Source organism: Burkholderia mycopellens, assembly GCF_964265025.1.
Classification (GTDB): domain Bacteria; phylum Pseudomonadota; class Gammaproteobacteria; order Burkholderiales; family Burkholderiaceae; genus Burkholderia.
Map to the genome: position 1 here is coordinate 3,900,177 of NZ_OZ183802.1, position 17,660 is coordinate 3,917,836.

Sequence of the window (17,660 nt, forward strand, 5' to 3'; positions counted from 1 at the left end):
CCTGCGCTCTTGAAGCCCGATCGGACAGGCAGTCAGAACGCATCACCTCGAATTTGGATCACATCGATTGCGCCAACAGATCGTCCGCCGTCTCGCCAGCCTCAACTCCTTGCGCATGCAAATAGCTGATCGCTGCCGCCACAAGCGCCAGAACGTGGTCGTTATCGTCCGGCTCTGTCTGAATGAAGTCCCGCACAAATATCAGCAGCTGCTCAGCGTGCAAAAGCGCGTTGCTCGCGGCATGCAACGCATCAGGACATCGCAGAAGGGATGTGTTTTCATTCATGATCCGCCTCCCGACCGTCGGCCTCGATAGCTGAGACAGCAGAATCGAGTAGTCCCTTGGCCATCGCTGCAACTGCGATAGCGGCATACATTTGGCTCGAACATTCAGTGCTATTGGATGCAGCGTCTCGAAGCACGTCCAGCACGACGCTGAGATGGCATGACGAAGCCTCCAGGGCTTCAAGAACCGGCATACCAGCCGTGACCGAAAAATATCCAGTCATCGCATTCCTATCGAGAGGCTCTTCAGCGAGAGTCTTAAGCGTGCGAATGTCAGACATGGTTCACCTCCGTGTCCTTCGCCAAGCCGTACTTGACGAGTGCTGCATCGGCAAGACCTTTGCTGATTCCGATCAACGTGAGGGCGCCATAAAGTGTCGATTGCGCCTCCGGAATCGCCTCCATGCCGTTAGCGACAGCAGTAATGATGGTGAGGGCTGCCTCCAAGGTGTTCGACGCTTCCTGCAAGGAATCGGCTATCGGTGCATCAGCCTCTACAAGCAGGAGCCCGTCAGACCCGGCAATCGATATCGGAAACGATGTCTTAGCCATGATGCGCCCCCACCTCGTCAAGCGCCTCGAACAGTTCGGCGCATTTGGCGACTAACTCGGCACAGGAAAGCACATGATTCGACAGGGACAGGATTGTCAGCTTAAGCTCGCGTCGGGCGGCCTCTCCCGATAGAGTGTGAGCGGCCGGCGGTGGACTCCTCTGGAAATCCACCAAGTGAACGATTTGAGATCCGCAGCCCAATTGAGATGTGATCTTGCGGTTATCCACGGCACACCTCTTCTCTGGGGCTGCCGGATGCGCCAACCACCACTCCCTTGGCGGCCAATACTTGTTCGAAACAACCGGTTGGCCCCACGCCGAGCGCGGAAATAGCGCTATCAAGCCGGCCACCAATCAACGGCAGCAGCTCGATTGCCATAGCGCACACCGCACCCTCCCTGTCACTGCCGAGCGAACCGTCGAGAATTTTCCAGAGATCGCTCAAGGCCTGGACGGCCCCGGAAATGCCTCGTGCAGCAGATTCTCGATTGTCGATTTCAGCCATTGCCCACCTCCACCTCAAGTTGGCAGAACGCGGTGCTCACGCTCTTAACCTTACGGCACGCCTGCAACAAAACACATTTGAGAGGCAGCTCGTCGATGGCGTCATCAGGTGTGACCGCATACAGAATGTCGAGCAGCCCATCAAGCTCACCCAAATCGAATAGGGCTTCGTTGAATCTCTCTTTCAGGTTTTTCTTATCCACGCTGCACCTCCGTACGGGTAATTTCGACGATACGACACAGTGCGTCGCCAGCGATATCCAACGCATCTGCATCGGTGGACGCAATCGAGGCGTTACGCAAAGCGTCTTGGACGATTCGTTCGACGAGGCGGGACGAATCCTCGCGATCAGTTGATTCATTTTTAATCATCATGTTGTCCTAATCATTAGGCACTAAAAATGCCGTCGACTGGGGGTCACTCCGTCAACCATCCTGCTCTTCAGTCAGTGACAACTCCATGTCATCCGTCTCGAGCGAAAACAACTGACTGTCCTTCACCAAGGCAAGATTCGTGAGCGCCGGCAGGTTGGTACGCGCATCGACGCACCAGAGTGGACTGCCCAGTATTTCGACTTTCCAGTCGAGGCAGATGTCCGCAGCGCGCGATAGGACACGGATGATTCGCGTCTCGTAGTGAGTCGACAGAATCGCAAGGGCCCCCGGACGGCAGCGCAACTCGGATTCCCCGCGGGAAAAGCATCCAATCCCCTTGGGGAGAATGCGGCCAGGAGTGGCAGTGTTTCGTTCGGTGGCAAGAGTGGCATCCATCGCGATCTCCTCGAACCAAAGTTGAGTGACGTTGAATGGAATGTAGCAAACTGCTACGTTGATAGCAAGCACTTTGCTACATATAATAATTCCATGACTAGTGACGACCTCCAGACCAACCTGCGCCTTCCGGCCGATCTCAAAGCCAAGCTGAAGCAGATTGCAGACGCGAACAATCGGTCAATGAACGCCGAGGTGGTGGCTCGCCTCGAAGAAAGCTTTACTGTGGAAAGCAGCGGGCAACCGATGGACGACCGAACGATGGACCTTTTCGCCGACACCGTGGCCGGCAAGGTCGTTCAGGCGCTCGATGAGCGGGAAAAGCAACATAGGAAGGGCTGACCGCAACAGGTCGGCGACCGTGAAGGCCACTCAAACTGCCAATTCGCCCGTCCCGATCGGGTAAAGTTAAGACTGCATGTGCCGATAACTCAGAGAACTGACACCTCTGCCGAAAACACACCACCCGGGGATATCGTGGCGAATTACGTACAAAAAAATCTCATGTCTGAAGAGCAGGTCGTCTATCAGGGGCAGCTGAGCCTTTGGCACCTTGCTCCCAAAATCATTCTCGGCCTGCTACTCCTCCCGTTGTTCGGTATCGGCCTGCTCCTGTGGCTGGACGTATTCATCCGGTACAAATCCACGGAACTGGCAGTCACGAACAAGCGAATTGTCGCGAAGTTCGGGTTCATCCGACGCAGCACTGTTGAAATCGGCATCCGCAAAGTCGAAAGCATCCAGATCCACCAGGGTATTCTGGGGCGAATCTTCGACTTCGGATCGATCGTGATGGCCGGGGCCGGTAACCCTCAGGCACCGATCCCGGGCATCTCGCGCCCGATGGAATTCCGCAAGCGCTTTCTGGAACAACAAGAACAAGCCGTATAGTTCACGTCTAGCAAGACCGTACAAGGTGTGAGATTAGTCCAGCCCGCTTCGTGCGGGCTTTTTGCTATTTGGCGCCGTGATGGCATTGGGATCGTGACGCCGACCGGCCGGATGATGGTGGTCCGATCACCCGCAGTGGCGGCTCGAATCAGCCGATTTACTGACTCAAAACCCATAAAACCCTTTATTGGCAAGGCTTTGGCGGGGGGCCCGGTTTCTCCTGTCGGACACGGCGCTTTTTGCCACCCTGCTCGCGCGCGTACTGGTCGCACTATTTAGGAGGCGCGGCGTTATTGGCAGCAGCAATCCGATCTGGTGTTTCGCCTGTACGCGGCCCCCGTCTGATTTCCTTTGATTGTTTTCAAACGGTGGCTACCGGATCGGCACCAACTTGGCAGTGCGCAAGGGCGATCTGCATCCGGAGGGCCACCAGCAGATGCGACCACCGCGCGCGCGGTTCAGAGGGCCAACACAGACCCACTGAACGACGTCTCCCACTGCCCGTTAGGCGTCTCGCTCTCAAGGTCATGGGCAATGTCGAATAGGACAAATTTGCCGTTGGCGAAAGGCAAACTACTCTCCACCTGTACAGCAGCACCGTAGTGTAAGTGTGGGTTGAATAGCGTACGAACCAATACTCCTCCAGCGGGAGTCCCTGCCGGATAGCCGATCATTCCCGTCTCTGGCGATATTGTCTGCACGACACCACCGCGACTACCGCCTTTCGGCCAGATTGCCAGCGTGCCGTTATCGAGCGACCAGTTGATGTTGGCGGCATTCGCACATGCTTCCATTTGCCGTTTGGGCGATCCTGGGAAGTAGGGCGTCGACAGCATCACCGAGACACCGTTATTTTCAAACGTGTAGCCGTTCTCCGTGGCAAGGTTTTGCATGATGACTGCAGCATCGGCGGAGCCCGGAAAACTCAACGCGGGCGTCATCTTGACCGCCTCAAGCAGGCCGCCGTGCGCCGTGACAACCAGACTCACATCGGGTGCGCGCCCGAAATCGGGAACAGCCTGCGAGATCTGCCCCTGGAAAATCCTGCTCATGCCAGCAATATCATCCCCGGCTTCGATGGTGAGCTGGTTGAACTGAATCGATAGTCGACCATCAGCCGCCCGGTTGACGTTGGAAAGCTGGTTTCTCAGGGACGGCGAGAGCCCATGCACGATCACCGAGGCCTCGCCCATTGATGCTCCCCCTGCATTGGCAATAGTCGCCTGAATGCGCAGGCCGGTAACGGTCACCGTGTCATATTTGCCATCGAATGTGTATTGCACGCCATTCGTGTCCTGTCCCAGCTTGAAGGTTAGATTGATTTTCTTGCGCGTGAAGCTCATAGGATTTCCGTTAGGTTTGGTTCAGTTGCTTCCTGCAGGCGTGCAACAAGGTCGTTAGCGAGCCCGCTACGGGCTCGCCACCCCACACCACCACGTTGATGACGTTTCCGTTTTCAATGATGGCGTAGTTGCTCATAGCATCACCATTCGATAAGAACGAATCCCGGAGCACCCGCAGCACCGCTTCCACCGGGCACCGCGGAAGCGGAACCATAGCCGCCACCGCCGCCGCCGCCGCCCGAACCAAATCCATAAGCTGCAGCCGCTCCGTTTGCAGTGGTACCAGCTCGGCCATTCGGACCACCTCCGCCAAAGGGACACGACGCGCCAACGCCGCCGTTCCCTGCATAGTTGCCATCGGAGCCGTTGCCGCCTATCGGATAACCTGCGCCACCTGCTCCACCCGCACCACCGCCGCCGGGGCTGTTCGATTGAACAGAGTTGCCGCCAATACCAGAGGCGCCGCCAGTCAACGTAATAAGCGAGCCTACGATGGTATTGCCACCGGCCGTACCAGCGCTCCCAGCGCCGTTCGATGGCGACGGACCTCCTGTGCCAGCTGCGCCGATCGTGATCGGGATGTTTGCCCCAGGTGTAACGGTATAAGGTTGGCGAATAATGCTTTGACCAGCTCCACCGCCGCCGCCGCCCCCGCCACCAACAAGACTCGACTGACCTCCGTTGTTGCTCGCGCCACTGCCGCCACCACCACCGCCAGCACATGCGCTGATATAAATCGTGGTCACAAGAGCAGGCACCGTAAATGTGCTGCTTGATGTGAAACGAGAAATACCCTTCAAACCACCAAAGAGTTGGTTGGCTTGTACGGCGTGTTGGTTCTGAGTCGCAGATCCAACTTGCCAGGCATCGACGTTGGTATTCGCACCATCACCACGAATCTCAATGGCGCCCGGGACAATGACTAAGGGTGTGCCACCGTTTTCAAGTACAGAAAGGGTGTACGAACCAGGCACGGTCTGATTGACCACGTACCAAGTTTGCGTGGTGTTCGGGAATGTGACTTGAACGTTGCCGGTAAGTGTTCCGGTGATAAAAATAATGCGTTTTGAATATTGAGCCGCCGTCAAAGTGATGTTGGCATTCGTTACCGGAATCGTCGTCGAACCATAGAACGAACCCGGCAACCAATTAGAACCGCCAGCGGCAGTAATTGTGGTGCTTGAAGCTGTCTGCGAACTGTTAACCGTGTACGTTCCAGTGCCACCAGTCCCGGTTCCGAGCGCAAGAATTTGCGTTCCCGTCGTAATGCCCGTGCCAGATAGAATCTGTCCTACTTGCATGGTGCCAGACGACACCGCCGTCACAGTAAGTGTGGTGCCAGAAATCGAACCAGTGAACGAAGCAGGGCCTGCGTCCGGATCACTTTTGTTATTGTCGACAGTGTTACGCCAAAATCCCGAACCGTCACCACTTTGAAGTACAGCACCGTTCGGATATCCACCAATCGCGTTCGCAAAGGTCGCGTTATAAACCGGCTGACCGCCGACTTGTTCCCACTGGACGCCGGCAGTGATCTGATTGAGCAAGCCATTCATATCCTGCCCAAAGGGCGGGACACCCCCGGCATTGACAGCCAGGAACGTAAGGGGAGGGAATCCATCCGCCAAACTTGCGGCACCGTTCTGAATGCCAATTTGGCTGGCAACGGGGATCGGACGGATGTAGCCGGCCTCCGCAGAATTGGCAAAAGGGATTGGGAAACTAGTGGGTACTTGACTGGCTTGCATGTTTTAGAAGTTCCAAAAAAGTAACGTCCGCACAAAGCGTGCTGGAGTTGGTGTCTTCCCCGAGATTGAAGGTCGGGCTGATTTTCCAGTGTGTAAGGCACACGGTCGCCCTCTTAGAGTTGTTTTGTGCACGCCCTGAAGGCGCGCAGCAGGTCGTTAATACGCTTCCGGTAGGCGAGCCAGTCACGGGCGCGCAAGCCATGTACGAGCGCGTTTTGTGATGCCGCGGCTTTACCCTCATCAGTCACCGGGCCCGTGGATTGCTCCCACGGTTTCCATCTGCGGATCTTTTCCGCCTGTGCAGCCCGCTGCTCAGGCGTCCAGCGTCGCGGCATGGTTGCTCCCTCGTTCGTCTCTTAATAGTTCGTTTGATCGTTCCGGCGATTCTTCGCTCGTGCGCGCGGACGTGCCTTGCGTCACCGGTCCGTTGTTGACCTGCTGGTTGCCCGCCGCATTGTTCTGCTGCTTGATGAACGCGACCGACTTGGGCGCCTTCAACTCGCCCAGAACTCGCAGTGTTTGCGTACATTGAGCCTGGGCTTTCAGAGCCATACGCATGAGGACTTCGGCCTGCGGGAGGCGCTTGGCGATATTCGCGCCCGCGAGCTGCGCGCACTCGTTGTAGATCGAATTGAGCGACATGGCCTGCGCGATAAGCAGCGCCTCGGGCGTCGTCATATCGCCCTCGCAAACGCCTTTCACACGCCTGTGAAACTCCTCGTACATGCTGATAACGTTGGCCGGGCCGTACGCCTTCATCGAGTCCGGAATAAAGCTCATTGCCGTGTGAGCCGCCATGAATGACGGTCGCGCCATCAAATCGGCGGTGGTTTCGGCGGCGGTCGTTCCGCGCTTTTCCGCACGCTCTTTGTCCGCATGCGTAGCGGAGGCGGCGGGCTGGCCGCCGGTCTCGATCGCCGCGACGGAACTGGATGCAATCGCCGGCTCAGCCGCTTCCATCTGTTCAGAACGAGCCGTCGTCATTGATCCCCTCCCGGTAGTCGATCTGGTCGAAGTTGTTCCTGCGCATCGGTTTTCGATTTCGATTCACATATGCAACAGGGTCGAACTTGCCACGTTGCTGCGGCACTGCCTTGCCATGCACACGCGCCGCCTGTTCACCCTGGGCTGTCAGTACGCAATCACCGTCGGCGTAGCGCCACAAACGGTACCAGTTGTCCCGGACCGCATTCCGGAAGGCCGCCCGCCAGTCCCGGTATTTCTTTGCCGTGTTGTCGAGATGGCGCTCACGAAACTCCAGCCAGGCGATCTCAAGGAAATCATCGGGAATGCCGGCGCGCTCGGCGTAGCGATAGGCCGGATCATCGGCAGGGATGGCCTTTTCGCCAGCGGCCTTGCACGCATCAAGGAACTCGGCCATCGTGACCTCTTCCTGCCGCCGCTTCTGTTTCAGTAACGTTTCGGTATCGGGCAGCATCGATTGCTGGTTCATCGCTGCACCTCCTTCTGGGAAATTGCCTGTGTAGATGGCTTCTCTAGAGGGTCACCGTCTGGCGGTGTAGAGAGAGTGGCAAAAACGGCCTCTATTGCACCGTCTGGCGGTGTAGGAGAGACGGTCTCTACACCGTCTCCCGGTGCAATAGGAGTGCTCCCTACACCGTCTCCCGGTGTAAGGGCATCGTTTTGAGATAGGCACTTCGAACGAAGCCCGCTTCCGCTCCCTCGTCGTACCCATCCAGTCGATCCAATGTCTGCCACGTCAGTGCGTACCAGCTCGCTCGATTCGGTCGCCGTCCCTTTACCGTCTCGTAGATCAATCCAGCTTCCAGTAACTCCTGCTTGGCTCGCTGAATCGTGTCGTACGAAGTCCAGCCCCGAGGCCCGAGATACGCTAGGGTTACGATCAAGCGCCCGTTGTCGTCCCCGTGGTACTGCCTCGCCATTTCGAGCAAGAGTGACTTGGCAGGGTGCGAAAGACCCAGATACGCCCGACTGTCGAGCACGCTCCACGGAATCGCGAGAAAGCCACCAGCATCGCGGCTGGTCTTGCTGTGTCGCCGCTTGTTCGCCATACATCACGCGGCCTCCTCTTGAATGTGGCTTCGTACCTCTTTAACGAGCGTATAGAGCGCGACTTTTCGATGGGCGAAGCCGTCCGAATCGATAGCAGTTACTGGGGATGACGAGATAACGTGCCCGGCCAAGATCAATTCCCGAACACGCTGAGCGGGATGAGAGATTCCGTGGCGGCGAAGCGAATAAGTTGTTTGAGAGCCCGCGCGCAAATGTTCGAGCACCCGCGCCCGTTGCGCGGCGGTCGACATATCCCTATGATTGACCTTGCTGGTCATCTGGGTCGCGCCCTGGCAGGGGTTGCGGCCCTTGTCTTTTTTGCTGGTCATAGCGCCCCTCCTTACGCGGCAACCGTGCCGCGCGATTCAGCAATGCGCTTTTGGAGGTACGCGTCGAGTTCGCTCTCGACGAAGATGGTGGTGCGGCTGCTCAGCTTTACCGGCTTCGGAAAATCAGCGTCGTGTTTCGCACGCAGCCAAAGCGTGCTCACACCGATACCGAGTTTCTCGGCGGCTTGGTTGGGGCGAAGGCCCCGAGTGTTCACGGACATCGACTCTCTCCTTAGAGTTTGTCTCGACACATGCACGGTTGTGCCTGTCGATGTCCGTAATTAGATTTTCACAACCATCCGCCGCCGCAAGCGTCCCACCGTCCCCCAGTTTGGGGGATGGTTCAATCCGCCTCGTTGATGTCACCGTTTTCCCGCAGGCGCTCCCACGCCTTATCGTGGATAGATCTCGTCCATTTGGGGCCAGTAAGCTTGTCTCTAACCTCGGCGGCGACCCATTTCTTCCCATTGACCCGTTTGGGCAATGCAAGCGGGTTATAACCGAGCTCACGAAGCACGCGCAGAATCTCTTGCTCCTGATGCCGCTGGACGGGGAGGGGCTTGCCGGGGGTTTCCGAAGATTCATAAGCCCGCTGTATGTCCGAAGCAGTTCTGTGCGCGTCCCCGAGCGACGGCCAACACTTGTCCGCGATTGCAGCCGCCCGAACGTCCGCGACGACCAGATATTGGTACTCGCGCACGTCCATACCGGCTACAGAAACGCCTTTCGGCTGGCTGGCTGGCAGACTGTCACTGGTGCGATACTGCAAGCCTAGTGACTCCAGCCACTTGGTCACACCGAGAATCTGCCGATAGCAGGTCTCATTCTGAACGGAGGCATCGGAAGCGAGAGTGACCATCGCCCATGCGATACGGTCGAGTCGTTCGAGCCTCCGCCCGAGAATCGCTCGTGCCTCTTCGTGGTCGCGAATCGATACTTCTCCGATGTGCATCCCGAGGATCGCAGATAGTTCATCGCGCACGAATCCAATCTGGTGCTCGCGCATCCAATATTTGCCGTAGTCCCATTGACCCGCGTTAGGGTCGCGAGACGCTGGCCCGACGACAGCAGGATCGAAACCGGCCTTCACGCAATCAAGCGTATGCCGCATACGTGCCGTTGTCTCTCGTTCGTACCATCCTGCCGCATGCAACAGAATTGCCATGCCTTCATTGGCGACAGTATCGCTCGCCAGTGGCATGCCGATGGTCGGATGCACCTCCATCCATCGTGGTCCGGTTCCCGTGGCGTCGTGCAAGCACTGGTACAGCTTCTTGGCCGCCTCCGATGCGCGCCACATCGGCTCGTCGTCTGCAGAGGTGCGTCCCTTGGGAACATCGATGATGAGCGCGATGAAATTCATCGCTTCGCTCAAGGAGACAATGTCCAGGCCCTGATGGTGTTGTGAAGCTTCCGCCGCTTCGTCGACAACCCATACCTCGCCACCACTCCCGATACTGTTCCGGGTTTCTTCTTCTGGCAGCACAGCGAGTATCGATTGAGCCGCCGAGGCTATCGTTCCGTGCTCCGAATGGTCCTCCTGCAGTTGCTCATACCGCCCCCAGTCCTCACGGCGAACGGTCACCAGGTCGAGCTTTCGCCATTCGGTATCGACGCGGGCGCGGGCAGCTGCGGGCATGAAGCCCTTGACGAAATCGAAGCCGACATCAGGGTGAAATTCCACCCAGAGTTTCCCGTCGAATACCGCCTGCGCGAGTTCGGCCAGCTTGTGGCGTGTCTCGTTTGTAGGTTTGTCGTCGGTCGCATTCTGCTCGGTGTACAGGCAGCCGATGTCCCAAAGCGATAGCTTCGGCAGATTGGGGAAGCTGAACGTCATCTGCGCCCTTCACGCGCAAGCCTTCAATTGGGTGCTCCTGCCAGGCCGGTGAAGGTTTCCGGCTTTTTGCTCCGTCGAGCTAGACAGGGGCAAAGCTGTTTAGGCCGTCTGTCAAATAGTGTTGCGCCGGATCTCGTGCAGTGCCCATTGGCGAGCCGCGAGATCCTTCGGCTCATCCCAATGGAAAAAGAACGTTCCGCGCACTCGGTAAGCACGCGGATGCTTGCCTTTGATCTCAGCATAGGCTTTTCGACAGGCTTGCTTTGTCGCAAGCATCGACGATAACGGAACGCCGAGATATCGGCGCCCATCTGGCAGGCGCCTATCCTCCACAACTTGCCAGTAGGTCACATTGAAAGCGGTCTGCGCTCGGTCCTGCCTGTCCCATCGACGAAGCTGCTTTGTCGTTGGATGAAAGTCAGGCAGCCCGGCAAGCTCGGCAGAATTCGCGTTACCCATGACAACCTCCACTAAGGGTTTCGTGGGTGCTAGTCGGTGTTCCCGCACCCACCAGCACCGCGTACGCCTGATCCCATCAGGCAACGGTCGAACGCCTTCACGCGCCGCCATCTGGACGTCGCCCCTCGAGCAGTTCCTTCACTTCCTCAAGCATCTGCACTGCCGGCGGCAAATGTTGGTCGCGCACATGGCGACGGCGTGCCTGATAGAGGTGGAACAGAGCCACGTCCAGCTTGCCTTGCACGATTTCGACTTCGTATTCGTTCATCATAGTCACTCGATATCGATCAGGCTGCTGACGGGCCGAAATTGCCGATCACGACCTTCCTCCCTTCACTGACCTGAGCCTCGACAAACTCGGCCCATAGCTGGAGGATCTTTCGCCGCTCTTCGGCGTATTCGGCTCGGTTGTACACGCCCTTGATGCCCTTGATCGAATGCGCCAGCGCCTTTTCGATCGCGTCCGACGACCTGCCCATCTCATGCAGGTGCGTCGATGCAGTACGGCGGAAGTCGTGCAGGACGAAGTGTTGAACATCGAGACTGAGCGAGCGCACCGCCTGATTCAGCGTGCTCTTGGCGATCGGTTGGTCACCGCGGCCGCGCGTCGACGGAAATACGTGCTCGTGGTTGCCGGTCTGCTCGAACAGCTCGCGGAGCATCGCAACGGCCTGCGAAGACAAGTAGACCCAATGCTCCTTGTCCTTCTTCATCCGGTCGGCAGGAATGCGCCAGATGCCGGCGTCAAGGTCGAACTCCGACCACCGCGCCTCGATCAGCTCGGACTTCCGAACCATCGTCAGGATCAGGAGGTGAATCGCCAGCTTGAGCGCGCGGCGGATGTCTGAGGCGTAGACGGCACGCAACACCATGCCAATCTCGTCAGGGGAGAGGACTCGCGTGCGGCTGTCCTGGGTGGCGACAAAGCGAGCGACGACGGCATGGGCCGGATTCGTCTGAGCAAGCTGGCGCGCGATCGCGTATTCGAACAGTCGTTTGATGACGTTCCGGGTCGAGAGCGCCATCTTGGGCGCACCGCGGGCTTTGATCCGGTCACAGATCGCCAGCACGTCACCAGGCGTCACTTCAGGCAGCGGCTTGTTGCCGATCGCGGGATAGATGTCCTTCTCGAGCGCGCGCTTGATCGTCCGAGCGTACTCGGGCGACATTCCCGCGATCTGGGTTGTGTACCAATCGTCAGCGAACTCGCGAATCGTATCGAAGCGCTTCACGGCGCCGCGATCCTTCTTGGCATCAGCGATAGGGGAAACGCCTTTGGCGACGATCTCGGCGTATCGGCGAGCCTTCTCGCGCGCCTCCTGCAACGTGACCGCGGGGTAGTCCCCGATCGTCACCATCGGCTGTCGTTCGCCGTGCAGTGTGTACCGGTAGCGCCAGACCTTCGAACCCGACGTCATGACCTCCAGCACGAGGCCGCCACCGTCCGAGATGCGGTAGCGCGCCGCCCTCGGCTTCAGCGCCTTGATGCGGGTGTCATTCAGCGGGACGACGGTTTTCGGCATGGTTGGTACACATCGATTGGGACACAACGTCCTTGTGTACCTAAATGTGTACCATCAAAGGGTGGATGTCAATAGACAACCTTGGGCAACGCTAGGCGACCAATCCTAGTACTCACAAGGGTTTCAGCGGGGAGGATAGACGACCTTGGACAACCTTGGGCGACTGGTTATTTTCCGATACAAAACCTGCTGAAAATCACCCCCAGCAGATCATCCGAAGTGAACTCCCCGGTAATCGCATTGAGCTGCTCCTGCGCAAGCCGAAGCTCCTCGGCAAACAGATCCAACGACTGCGCCCTTTGCTCCGCATGATCCGCGGCCTGCGCCAGATGCTCCTGCGCGGCCCGCAACGCGATCAGATGCCGCTCGCGCGCGAGATACACGCCTTCGGCCCCCGCTTGCCACCCCGCGATCCGCAGCAACTCCGCACGCAGCATGTCGATCCCGTCGCCGCGCTTCGCCGACAGATGCACCTCCGTCAGATCGCCTTCCGCGGCCGGATGTTCGACGCACGCCGCCACACCGGTCAGATCCGTCTTGTTCAGCACGCGCACCACCGGCACGCCGCCCGGAAACCGCGCCGCGATCGTCTCGTCGTCCGCCGTCATCCCCGTGCGCGAGTCCAGCAAATGCAGCACGACATCCGCACGCTCGATCTCGCTCCACGTCCGCGCGATGCCGATCCGCTCGACCTCGTCCTCCGTCTCGCGCAACCCGGCCGTATCGATGATGTGCAGCGGAATCCCTTCGACCTGGATCGTCTGCGCCACCTTGTCGCGCGTCGTGCCCGCGATCGGCGTGACGATCGCCAGTTCAGCACCGGCCAGCGCATTCAGCAGCGATGACTTGCCGACGTTCGGCTGCCCCGCGAGCACGACCGACAGCCCTTCGCGCAGCAACGCCCCCTGGCGCGCGTCGCCCAGCACGTGCGCGAGCTGCGCGCGAATCTTCGCGAGCTTGCCGCGCGCGTCGGCCGCTTCGAGGAAGTCGATCTCCTCTTCCGGAAAATCGAGCGTCGCCTCGACCAGCATCCGCAGCGTGATCACGTCGTCGACGAGCGCATGGATCTGCCGCGAGAACGCACCGTCGAGCGAACGCCCGGCCGAACGCGCGGCGGCTTCGGTGCTCGCCTCGATCAGGTCGGCAACGGCCTCGGCCTGCGCGAGATCGAGCTTGTCGTTCAGGAACGCGCGTCGCGTGAATTCGCCGGGCTCCGCGAGCCGCAGCCCGAAACCGCGCCCTGCATCGAGGCAGCGCTGCAGCAGCAGCTGCATCACGATCGGCCCGCCGTGCCCCTGCAGCTCGAGCACGTGCTCGCCGGTGTACGAATGCGGTGCCGGGAAGTACAGCGCGATCCCGCGGTCGAGCGGCGCGCCGTGCTCGTCGAGGAACGGCACGTAGCTCGCGTGGCGCGGTGCGAGCTTCTGCCCGCACAACGCGTCGATCAGCGGCAACGCGGCCGCCTCGCCGCCGCGCCCGAACGACACGCGGACGACCCCGATGCCCCCCCGGCCGGCAGCAGTGGCAATGGCGACGATCGGATCGGAATCGGTAGCGAGCATGGGAATCGGTTGAATGGGATGAATCGGGTGATCGGTGAATATGGTGCGCCCGCGCAACAGGTCGGGCATCGGAACGCCGGCATTGTAGCGTGCCGGCTCGCACGTCACCGGCCGCCGCGCAGGATTCGGACACGCTCGAATTTATCCCGCTGGGGATAAGCCGAGTATCATCCCGGCGCAATGTCACAGCCAGCGTTTCGGACGAGTATGCCTGCTGGAGCGGCCCAATGCTATGGCCCTCAATTCCGCCACGCACCTCGGTCAAGACCGGGATTCGTCCGAACGAGATATGTTTATCCCGAATGGTTGTCTGAAATGCGGCGGTGGAATTGCACAATCTCCCCCATGCCGACATCCGAAGAAAAAGCCGCGTTCTCGGAACGCCTGAAATTCGCCCTGCGGCGCAGCCCGGAGAAGATCGCGGGCGCGACGGAGCTGGCGAACCGATTCAATCTGCGCCATCGCGGAGCGCAGCCCGTTTCGCCGCAAACCGCGCATAAATGGCTGACGGGCCGCACGATCCCGACGTCGGACAAACTCGCCACGCTCGCCGAATGGCTGCGCGTCGACGTCCACTGGCTGCACTACGGCCCGTCGCCGAGCGTGATCGAACACCCGACGCCGCAACCGCTGCCGCGTGACGAGCGCTATCCGCTGACGCCCGAGACGATCGAACTCGCGTCGAAGATCGAAGCGTTGGCGCCGCATCGTCGCTACCTCGTGCAGGAACTGGTCGAGCAGTTCTACGGCGACTCGGGCGAATCGAAGAAGGGCTGAGCCCGCACTACCGGATCCGCACAAAGCAAAAAGCCGCATGGGCGAACCATGCGGCTTTTTTTCGTGCCGCGCGGGGCGAACGCGCCGCCCCGCGCGAGCAACGGGCGTCAGGCCGGCTTCTTCTTGGCCCCGCCGAGCTTGCGCGTGATGTAGTACTGCTGTGCGATCGACAGCACGTTGTTCACGACGTAGTACAGCACGAGGCCGGCCGGGAAGAAGAAGAACATCACCGAGAACGCGATCGGCATGAACTTCATCATCTTCGCCTGGACGGGGTCCGGCGGGGTCGGGTTCAGGCTCGTCTGCACGTACATCGACACGGCCATCAGCACCGGCAGGATGAAGAACGGATCGCGCTGCGACAGGTCGTGAATCCACAGAACCCACGGCGCGCCGCGCATTTCGACCGATGCGAGCAGCACCCAGTACAGCGAGATGAACACCGGGATCTGGATCACGACCGGCAGGCAGCCGCCGAACGGATTGACCTTCTCGGTCTTGTACAGCTCCATCAGCGCGGCGTTCATCTTCTGCGGATCGCTCTTGAAGCGTTCGCGCAGCGCCTGCATGCGCGGCGTGATTTCCTTCATGCGCGCCATCGACTTGTAGCTCGCGGCCGACAGCGGGAAGAACACGGCCTTGATCAGGATCGTCAGCAGCACGATCGACCAGCCCCAGTTGCCGATGTAGCTGTGGATCTTCTCGAGCAGCCAGAACAGCGGCTTCGCGATGATCGTCACCCAGCCGTAGTCCTTCACGAGTTCCAGGCCCGGCGCGATGCCTTCGAGCATGCGCTCTTCTTCCGGACCGGCGAACAGGCGTGCCTGCACGTCGGCCGACTGGCCCGGCGCGATCGCGGCGACCGGCTGCTTCACGCCGACGCGGTACAGCGTCGGATCGATCTTCTCGGCGTAGATGTCGCGCTTCACACCCTGCTGCGGAATCCAGGCCGACGCGAAGTAGTGCTGCACCATCGCGACCCAGCCGTTGTCGGCGGAGGTCACGTAGTCGGCCTTGTTCTTGTCGAGGTCGCTGAAGTTGATCTTCTGGAAGTGCTTCGCGTCCGTGTAGACCGCCGGCCCGAGGAACGTGTGCGAGAACATCGGCGTTTCGACGGCCGTGTTGTCGCGCACCAGTTCCATGTAGACCGTCGGCGTGACAGGCGCCGTGCCGACGTTGTCGATCTTGGTGTCGACGCCAATCACATAGCTGCCACGCGTGAACGTGTAGGTCTTCACGACCTTCACGCCGCCCTTCACCGGCGATTCGAACGACAGCTTCAGCGAATTCTGGTCACCCGTCAGCGACGTCGAGCCGGGGTTCAGCTGCGTGTAGACGTCGTTGTGGTTCGGGAAATCGCCGCCGAGCAGGCCCGAGCGTGCGAGATACGTGTGGCCGGCCGTGTGGTCGAACAGCGTGATGTACAGGTCGGGCTGCTTGCCGTCGCCCTGCTTCTTCAGCGTCAGCTTCGCGAGCGTGCCGCCGCGCGTGTCGATTTCGCCGTCGTACACGTCGGTCGAGAACTTCACGAGCTGCGCCTGGGCGGCCGGTGCCGTCGTCGACGGTGCGGCGCCGGCTGCGGCGGCAGGCACTTCACCTGCGGTCGTCGTCGCGCCCGTGCCCGATGCGCCGCCGGCAGCGGCCGCGGGGGCCGTCTGCGTGGCGCTCGGGAAGAACATCGACGGGCGTCCATGGGAACGCTGCCAGTTGTCGTACAGCATGACAGCTGACATGAAGAAGATCACCCATAGGACGGTGCGTTTGATATCCATGCGTTGTCTCAGAGTCGATGGGACCGCGCGTCGGCTTCGCCGCGAGCGCGAGTGTCGGAGTTGGGCGGCGGGACGAGGTCGATGCCGCCCGCGGAAAACGGATGGCATCGGCACACGCGCCTGACGGCGAGATACGTGCCGCGCGCGGCGCCATGATACTGGATTGCCTCGCGCGCGTAATCCGAACAGGAAGGATAAAAACGGCAACGGTTGCCGAGCATCGGGCTCACGGCAACCTTGTAGAAGCGCAGCAACGCGATCAAGACCGTTTCCATACCTTGGGCGGCGCCGTTCGGCGCCGCGTCAAAACCGGCCGGGCAGGCGCGAACGCCGCACCGGGCACGGATGCGTCACTCGGACGCGGGCTTCGACGCACGGCGGGCGATTTCCCGGACTGCCCTGTCGAGCAGCTCGCGGATCTCGGCCGCGCACATCGCCGCGAGCGGGGCGGAAGCCGCGCTCGGCAGCGCTTTCTTGTCGAAGCGCGTGTGCTGCCGCAGCAGCAGGTCGTAACCGGCGAATTCGGCCCGGCGCAAGCGAAACGCGTCGCGCGCCAGCCGCTTCACGAGATTACGCGTGACTGCACGCGGCGCATACTTCTTGCCGACGACGAGCCCCAGACGCGCGGGCTGACCGGTCGGCTTGCCGTAAATCACGAAGTGCGCGGAGCGCCGCCAGGGACGCAAACGAAAAACGGATGAAAATTCATCCGTTTTCAGAAGTCGCGCAGCTTTCGGGAAGGCGGCTTTCGTCTGCGACGGATTCGCACCCGGCTCGACGGCACCTTCCGCAGGACTGCGGACGGCGGACACAGCGCGCAACCTGCCTTAGATGGCGAGGCGCTTGCGGCCCTTCGCGCGGCGAGCGTTGATGACCTTGCGGCCACCTGCCGTCTTCATGCGGACACGGAAGCCATGGGTGCGCTTGCGGCGCGTCACGGACGGTTGGTAAGTACGTTTCATGATGTTCTCACTTGTTCGAGAATGTCGAAATTCAGGGGACCGCGTGCCCTTAACCGGAGGCATTCGGGCGAACGCAATCGCCGGGAATACAGGATTGGTTTTCGCGGAACCCGCTATTTAAACCGTTTTTCTCTTGACGGTCAATACTTTACGAGTCAAGCGCCTGTGCCGGCCCGCGCCGATCCGGCCCCGCGACCCACAAGTCCAGCCTGTGGATAAGTCCCGCTGTGGCCGCGTTTGGCGGTAGAATCTCGCCTTATCTCCAAGAATCCCGCACGCCGCTTCGGCTCCCGCCTGCCTCTGCACGACT

At 60.1% G+C, this 17,660-nt stretch carries 26 protein-coding genes; 3 read left to right on the forward strand and 23 right to left on the reverse strand.

What is annotated here, in order from left to right:
• Window positions 1–58 precede the first annotated feature (58 nt).
• The 7 genes from ACPTTC_RS18200 to ACPTTC_RS18230 all read right to left on the reverse strand — a co-directional run bounded on the left by ACPTTC_RS18200 (window position 59) and on the right by ACPTTC_RS18230 (window position 2,113).
• Window positions 59–286, reverse strand: coding sequence for a hypothetical protein (locus ACPTTC_RS18200; protein ID WP_423393282.1), 228 nt, complete (start codon window positions 284–286; stop codon window positions 59–61).
• Window positions 279–566 (reverse strand): DUF3077 domain-containing protein, encoded by a 288-nt coding sequence (locus tag ACPTTC_RS18205; protein WP_423393283.1) that lies wholly within the window; start codon window positions 564–566, stop codon window positions 279–281. Before ACPTTC_RS18205 ends, ACPTTC_RS18200 begins: the two co-directional genes overlap by 8 nt.
• Window positions 559–837, reverse strand: coding sequence for a hypothetical protein (locus ACPTTC_RS18210; RefSeq protein WP_423393284.1), 279 nt, complete (start codon window positions 835–837; stop codon window positions 559–561). Before ACPTTC_RS18210 ends, ACPTTC_RS18205 begins: the two co-directional genes overlap by 8 nt.
• Window positions 838–1,058: 221 nt before the next feature.
• Window positions 1,059–1,343 (reverse strand): hypothetical protein, encoded by a 285-nt coding sequence (locus ACPTTC_RS18215; RefSeq protein WP_423393285.1) that lies wholly within the window; start codon window positions 1,341–1,343, stop codon window positions 1,059–1,061.
• The gene (locus tag ACPTTC_RS18220; RefSeq protein WP_174916479.1) at window positions 1,336–1,545 is read right to left on the reverse strand and encodes a hypothetical protein; all 210 of its coding nucleotides are present in this window, start codon (window positions 1,543–1,545) and stop codon (window positions 1,336–1,338) included. Before ACPTTC_RS18220 ends, ACPTTC_RS18215 begins: the two co-directional genes overlap by 8 nt.
• Window positions 1,538–1,717, reverse strand: a complete 180-nt coding sequence (locus ACPTTC_RS18225; protein WP_423393286.1) for a hypothetical protein — start codon at window positions 1,715–1,717, stop codon at window positions 1,538–1,540. Before ACPTTC_RS18225 ends, ACPTTC_RS18220 begins: the two co-directional genes overlap by 8 nt.
• A gap of 51 nt (window positions 1,718–1,768) precedes the next feature.
• Window positions 1,769–2,113, reverse strand: coding sequence for a hypothetical protein (locus ACPTTC_RS18230; protein WP_423393287.1), 345 nt, complete (start codon window positions 2,111–2,113; stop codon window positions 1,769–1,771).
• 93 nt (window positions 2,114–2,206) lie between these two features.
• On the opposite strand from ACPTTC_RS18230, the gene ACPTTC_RS18235 reads away from it, so the two are divergent.
• Both ACPTTC_RS18235 and ACPTTC_RS18240 read left to right on the forward strand, forming a co-directional pair.
• On the forward strand, window positions 2,207–2,455 hold the full coding sequence (locus tag ACPTTC_RS18235) for an Arc family DNA-binding protein (protein WP_423393288.1): 249 nt from the start codon (window positions 2,207–2,209) through the stop codon (window positions 2,453–2,455).
• 162 nt (window positions 2,456–2,617) lie between these two features.
• The gene (locus ACPTTC_RS18240) at window positions 2,618–3,004 is read left to right on the forward strand and encodes a PH domain-containing protein (protein WP_423393289.1); all 387 of its coding nucleotides are present in this window, start codon (window positions 2,618–2,620) and stop codon (window positions 3,002–3,004) included.
• A 458-nt stretch (window positions 3,005–3,462) separates the two neighbouring features.
• Here the strand turns inward: ACPTTC_RS18240 and ACPTTC_RS18245 are convergent, their stop codons facing one another.
• The 12 genes from ACPTTC_RS18245 to mnmE form a co-directional block, all read right to left on the reverse strand.
• Complete coding sequence (locus tag ACPTTC_RS18245; RefSeq protein ID WP_423393290.1) at window positions 3,463–4,347, reverse strand: baseplate hub protein; 885 nt, start codon at window positions 4,345–4,347, stop codon at window positions 3,463–3,465.
• Between the two features lie 10 nt (window positions 4,348–4,357).
• A complete protein-coding gene (locus ACPTTC_RS18250) occupies window positions 4,358–4,483 on the reverse strand; it encodes a hypothetical protein (protein WP_423392810.1) in 126 nt (41 codons plus the stop codon).
• Between the two features lie 4 nt (window positions 4,484–4,487).
• Window positions 4,488–6,095 (reverse strand): hypothetical protein, encoded by a 1,608-nt coding sequence (locus ACPTTC_RS18255; RefSeq protein ID WP_423393291.1) that lies wholly within the window; start codon window positions 6,093–6,095, stop codon window positions 4,488–4,490.
• A 312-nt stretch (window positions 6,096–6,407) separates the two neighbouring features.
• Window positions 6,408–7,079, reverse strand: coding sequence for a hypothetical protein (locus tag ACPTTC_RS18260; protein WP_423392812.1), 672 nt, complete (start codon window positions 7,077–7,079; stop codon window positions 6,408–6,410).
• The gene (locus ACPTTC_RS18265; protein WP_423392813.1) at window positions 7,060–7,548 is read right to left on the reverse strand and encodes a hypothetical protein; all 489 of its coding nucleotides are present in this window, start codon (window positions 7,546–7,548) and stop codon (window positions 7,060–7,062) included. Before ACPTTC_RS18265 ends, ACPTTC_RS18260 begins: the two co-directional genes overlap by 20 nt.
• Before the next feature lie 583 nt (window positions 7,549–8,131).
• Window positions 8,132–8,458, reverse strand: a complete 327-nt coding sequence (locus ACPTTC_RS18270; RefSeq protein WP_226244362.1) for a helix-turn-helix domain-containing protein — start codon at window positions 8,456–8,458, stop codon at window positions 8,132–8,134.
• Window positions 8,459–8,469: 11 nt separating this feature from the next.
• Window positions 8,470–8,679: a helix-turn-helix transcriptional regulator gene (locus tag ACPTTC_RS18275; RefSeq protein WP_423393292.1), complete on the reverse strand. Its 210-nt coding sequence runs from the start codon at window positions 8,677–8,679 to the stop codon at window positions 8,470–8,472.
• A 122-nt stretch (window positions 8,680–8,801) separates the two neighbouring features.
• A complete protein-coding gene (locus ACPTTC_RS18280) occupies window positions 8,802–10,295 on the reverse strand; it encodes a hypothetical protein (RefSeq protein WP_423393293.1) in 1,494 nt (497 codons plus the stop codon).
• A gap of 111 nt (window positions 10,296–10,406) precedes the next feature.
• Window positions 10,407–10,754 (reverse strand): hypothetical protein, encoded by a 348-nt coding sequence (locus ACPTTC_RS18285; protein ID WP_423393294.1) that lies wholly within the window; start codon window positions 10,752–10,754, stop codon window positions 10,407–10,409.
• 97 nt (window positions 10,755–10,851) lie between these two features.
• Window positions 10,852–11,022: a hypothetical protein gene (locus ACPTTC_RS18290; protein ID WP_174942462.1), complete on the reverse strand. Its 171-nt coding sequence runs from the start codon at window positions 11,020–11,022 to the stop codon at window positions 10,852–10,854.
• Window positions 11,023–11,041: 19 nt separating this feature from the next.
• Complete coding sequence (locus tag ACPTTC_RS18295) at window positions 11,042–12,277, reverse strand: tyrosine-type recombinase/integrase (protein WP_423393295.1); 1,236 nt, start codon at window positions 12,275–12,277, stop codon at window positions 11,042–11,044.
• Between the two features lie 167 nt (window positions 12,278–12,444).
• Window positions 12,445–13,839, reverse strand: a complete 1,395-nt coding sequence (mnmE, locus tag ACPTTC_RS18300; protein WP_069258102.1) for a tRNA uridine-5-carboxymethylaminomethyl(34) synthesis GTPase MnmE — start codon at window positions 13,837–13,839, stop codon at window positions 12,445–12,447.
• Between the two features lie 345 nt (window positions 13,840–14,184).
• On the opposite strand from mnmE, the gene ACPTTC_RS18305 reads away from it, so the two are divergent.
• Window positions 14,185–14,616, forward strand: a complete 432-nt coding sequence (locus tag ACPTTC_RS18305; protein WP_175951189.1) for a transcriptional regulator — start codon at window positions 14,185–14,187, stop codon at window positions 14,614–14,616.
• 107 nt (window positions 14,617–14,723) lie between these two features.
• On the opposite strand, the gene yidC is transcribed toward ACPTTC_RS18305, so the two are convergent.
• The 4 genes from yidC to rpmH all read right to left on the reverse strand — a co-directional run bounded on the left by yidC (window position 14,724) and on the right by rpmH (window position 17,350).
• Window positions 14,724–16,388 (reverse strand): membrane protein insertase YidC, encoded by a 1,665-nt coding sequence (gene yidC / locus ACPTTC_RS18310; RefSeq protein WP_175971128.1) that lies wholly within the window; start codon window positions 16,386–16,388, stop codon window positions 14,724–14,726.
• A gap of 8 nt (window positions 16,389–16,396) precedes the next feature.
• Complete coding sequence (yidD, locus tag ACPTTC_RS18315; RefSeq protein WP_006750110.1) at window positions 16,397–16,663, reverse strand: membrane protein insertion efficiency factor YidD; 267 nt, start codon at window positions 16,661–16,663, stop codon at window positions 16,397–16,399.
• Window positions 16,664–16,738: 75 nt separating this feature from the next.
• On the reverse strand, window positions 16,739–17,200 hold the full coding sequence (gene rnpA, locus ACPTTC_RS18320) for a ribonuclease P protein component (RefSeq protein ID WP_021157986.1): 462 nt from the start codon (window positions 17,198–17,200) through the stop codon (window positions 16,739–16,741).
• Window positions 17,201–17,215: 15 nt separating this feature from the next.
• Window positions 17,216–17,350, reverse strand: a complete 135-nt coding sequence (gene rpmH, locus ACPTTC_RS18325; protein WP_004198824.1) for a 50S ribosomal protein L34 — start codon at window positions 17,348–17,350, stop codon at window positions 17,216–17,218.
• Between the last annotated feature and the right edge of the window lie 310 nt (window positions 17,351–17,660).

Bases quoted from the DNA above. Each gene is read 5' to 3' on its own strand.
- ACPTTC_RS18280 (WP_423393293.1), bottom strand. From the start codon at position 10,295: ATGACGTTCAGCTTCCCCAATCTGCCGAAGCTATCGCTTTGGGACATC.
- ACPTTC_RS18235 (WP_423393288.1), top strand. From the start codon at position 2,207: ATGACTAGTGACGACCTCCAGACCAACCTGCGCCTTCCGGCCGATCTC.
- ACPTTC_RS18305 (WP_175951189.1), top strand. From the start codon at position 14,185: ATGCCGACATCCGAAGAAAAAGCCGCGTTCTCGGAACGCCTGAAATTC.
- ACPTTC_RS18270 (WP_226244362.1), bottom strand. From the start codon at position 8,458: ATGACCAGCAAAAAAGACAAGGGCCGCAACCCCTGCCAGGGCGCGACC.
- ACPTTC_RS18295 (WP_423393295.1), bottom strand. From the start codon at position 12,277: ATGCCGAAAACCGTCGTCCCGCTGAATGACACCCGCATCAAGGCGCTG.
- ACPTTC_RS18260 (WP_423392812.1), bottom strand. From the start codon at position 7,079: ATGACGACGGCTCGTTCTGAACAGATGGAAGCGGCTGAGCCGGCGATT.
- ACPTTC_RS18275 (WP_423393292.1), bottom strand. From the start codon at position 8,679: ATGTCCGTGAACACTCGGGGCCTTCGCCCCAACCAAGCCGCCGAGAAA.
- mnmE (WP_069258102.1), bottom strand. From the start codon at position 13,839: ATGCTCGCTACCGATTCCGATCCGATCGTCGCCATTGCCACTGCTGCC.
- ACPTTC_RS18205 (WP_423393283.1), bottom strand. From the start codon at position 566: ATGTCTGACATTCGCACGCTTAAGACTCTCGCTGAAGAGCCTCTCGAT.
- ACPTTC_RS18265 (WP_423392813.1), bottom strand. From the start codon at position 7,548: ATGAACCAGCAATCGATGCTGCCCGATACCGAAACGTTACTGAAACAG.
- ACPTTC_RS18215 (WP_423393285.1), bottom strand. From the start codon at position 1,343: ATGGCTGAAATCGACAATCGAGAATCTGCTGCACGAGGCATTTCCGGG.
- ACPTTC_RS18200 (WP_423393282.1), bottom strand. From the start codon at position 286: ATGAATGAAAACACATCCCTTCTGCGATGTCCTGATGCGTTGCATGCC.
- ACPTTC_RS18255 (WP_423393291.1), bottom strand. From the start codon at position 6,095: ATGCAAGCCAGTCAAGTACCCACTAGTTTCCCAATCCCTTTTGCCAAT.
- ACPTTC_RS18240 (WP_423393289.1), top strand. From the start codon at position 2,618: ATGTCTGAAGAGCAGGTCGTCTATCAGGGGCAGCTGAGCCTTTGGCAC.
- yidD (WP_006750110.1), bottom strand. From the start codon at position 16,663: ATGGAAACGGTCTTGATCGCGTTGCTGCGCTTCTACAAGGTTGCCGTG.
- ACPTTC_RS18285 (WP_423393294.1), bottom strand. From the start codon at position 10,754: ATGGGTAACGCGAATTCTGCCGAGCTTGCCGGGCTGCCTGACTTTCAT.
- ACPTTC_RS18250 (WP_423392810.1), bottom strand. From the start codon at position 4,483: ATGAGCAACTACGCCATCATTGAAAACGGAAACGTCATCAACGTGGTG.
- ACPTTC_RS18225 (WP_423393286.1), bottom strand. From the start codon at position 1,717: ATGATGATTAAAAATGAATCAACTGATCGCGAGGATTCGTCCCGCCTC.
- yidC (WP_175971128.1), bottom strand. From the start codon at position 16,388: ATGGATATCAAACGCACCGTCCTATGGGTGATCTTCTTCATGTCAGCT.
- ACPTTC_RS18230 (WP_423393287.1), bottom strand. From the start codon at position 2,113: ATGGATGCCACTCTTGCCACCGAACGAAACACTGCCACTCCTGGCCGC.
- ACPTTC_RS18290 (WP_174942462.1), bottom strand. From the start codon at position 11,022: ATGAACGAATACGAAGTCGAAATCGTGCAAGGCAAGCTGGACGTGGCT.
- ACPTTC_RS18245 (WP_423393290.1), bottom strand. From the start codon at position 4,347: ATGAGCTTCACGCGCAAGAAAATCAATCTAACCTTCAAGCTGGGACAG.
- ACPTTC_RS18210 (WP_423393284.1), bottom strand. From the start codon at position 837: ATGGCTAAGACATCGTTTCCGATATCGATTGCCGGGTCTGACGGGCTC.
- rpmH (WP_004198824.1), bottom strand. From the start codon at position 17,350: ATGAAACGTACTTACCAACCGTCCGTGACGCGCCGCAAGCGCACCCAT.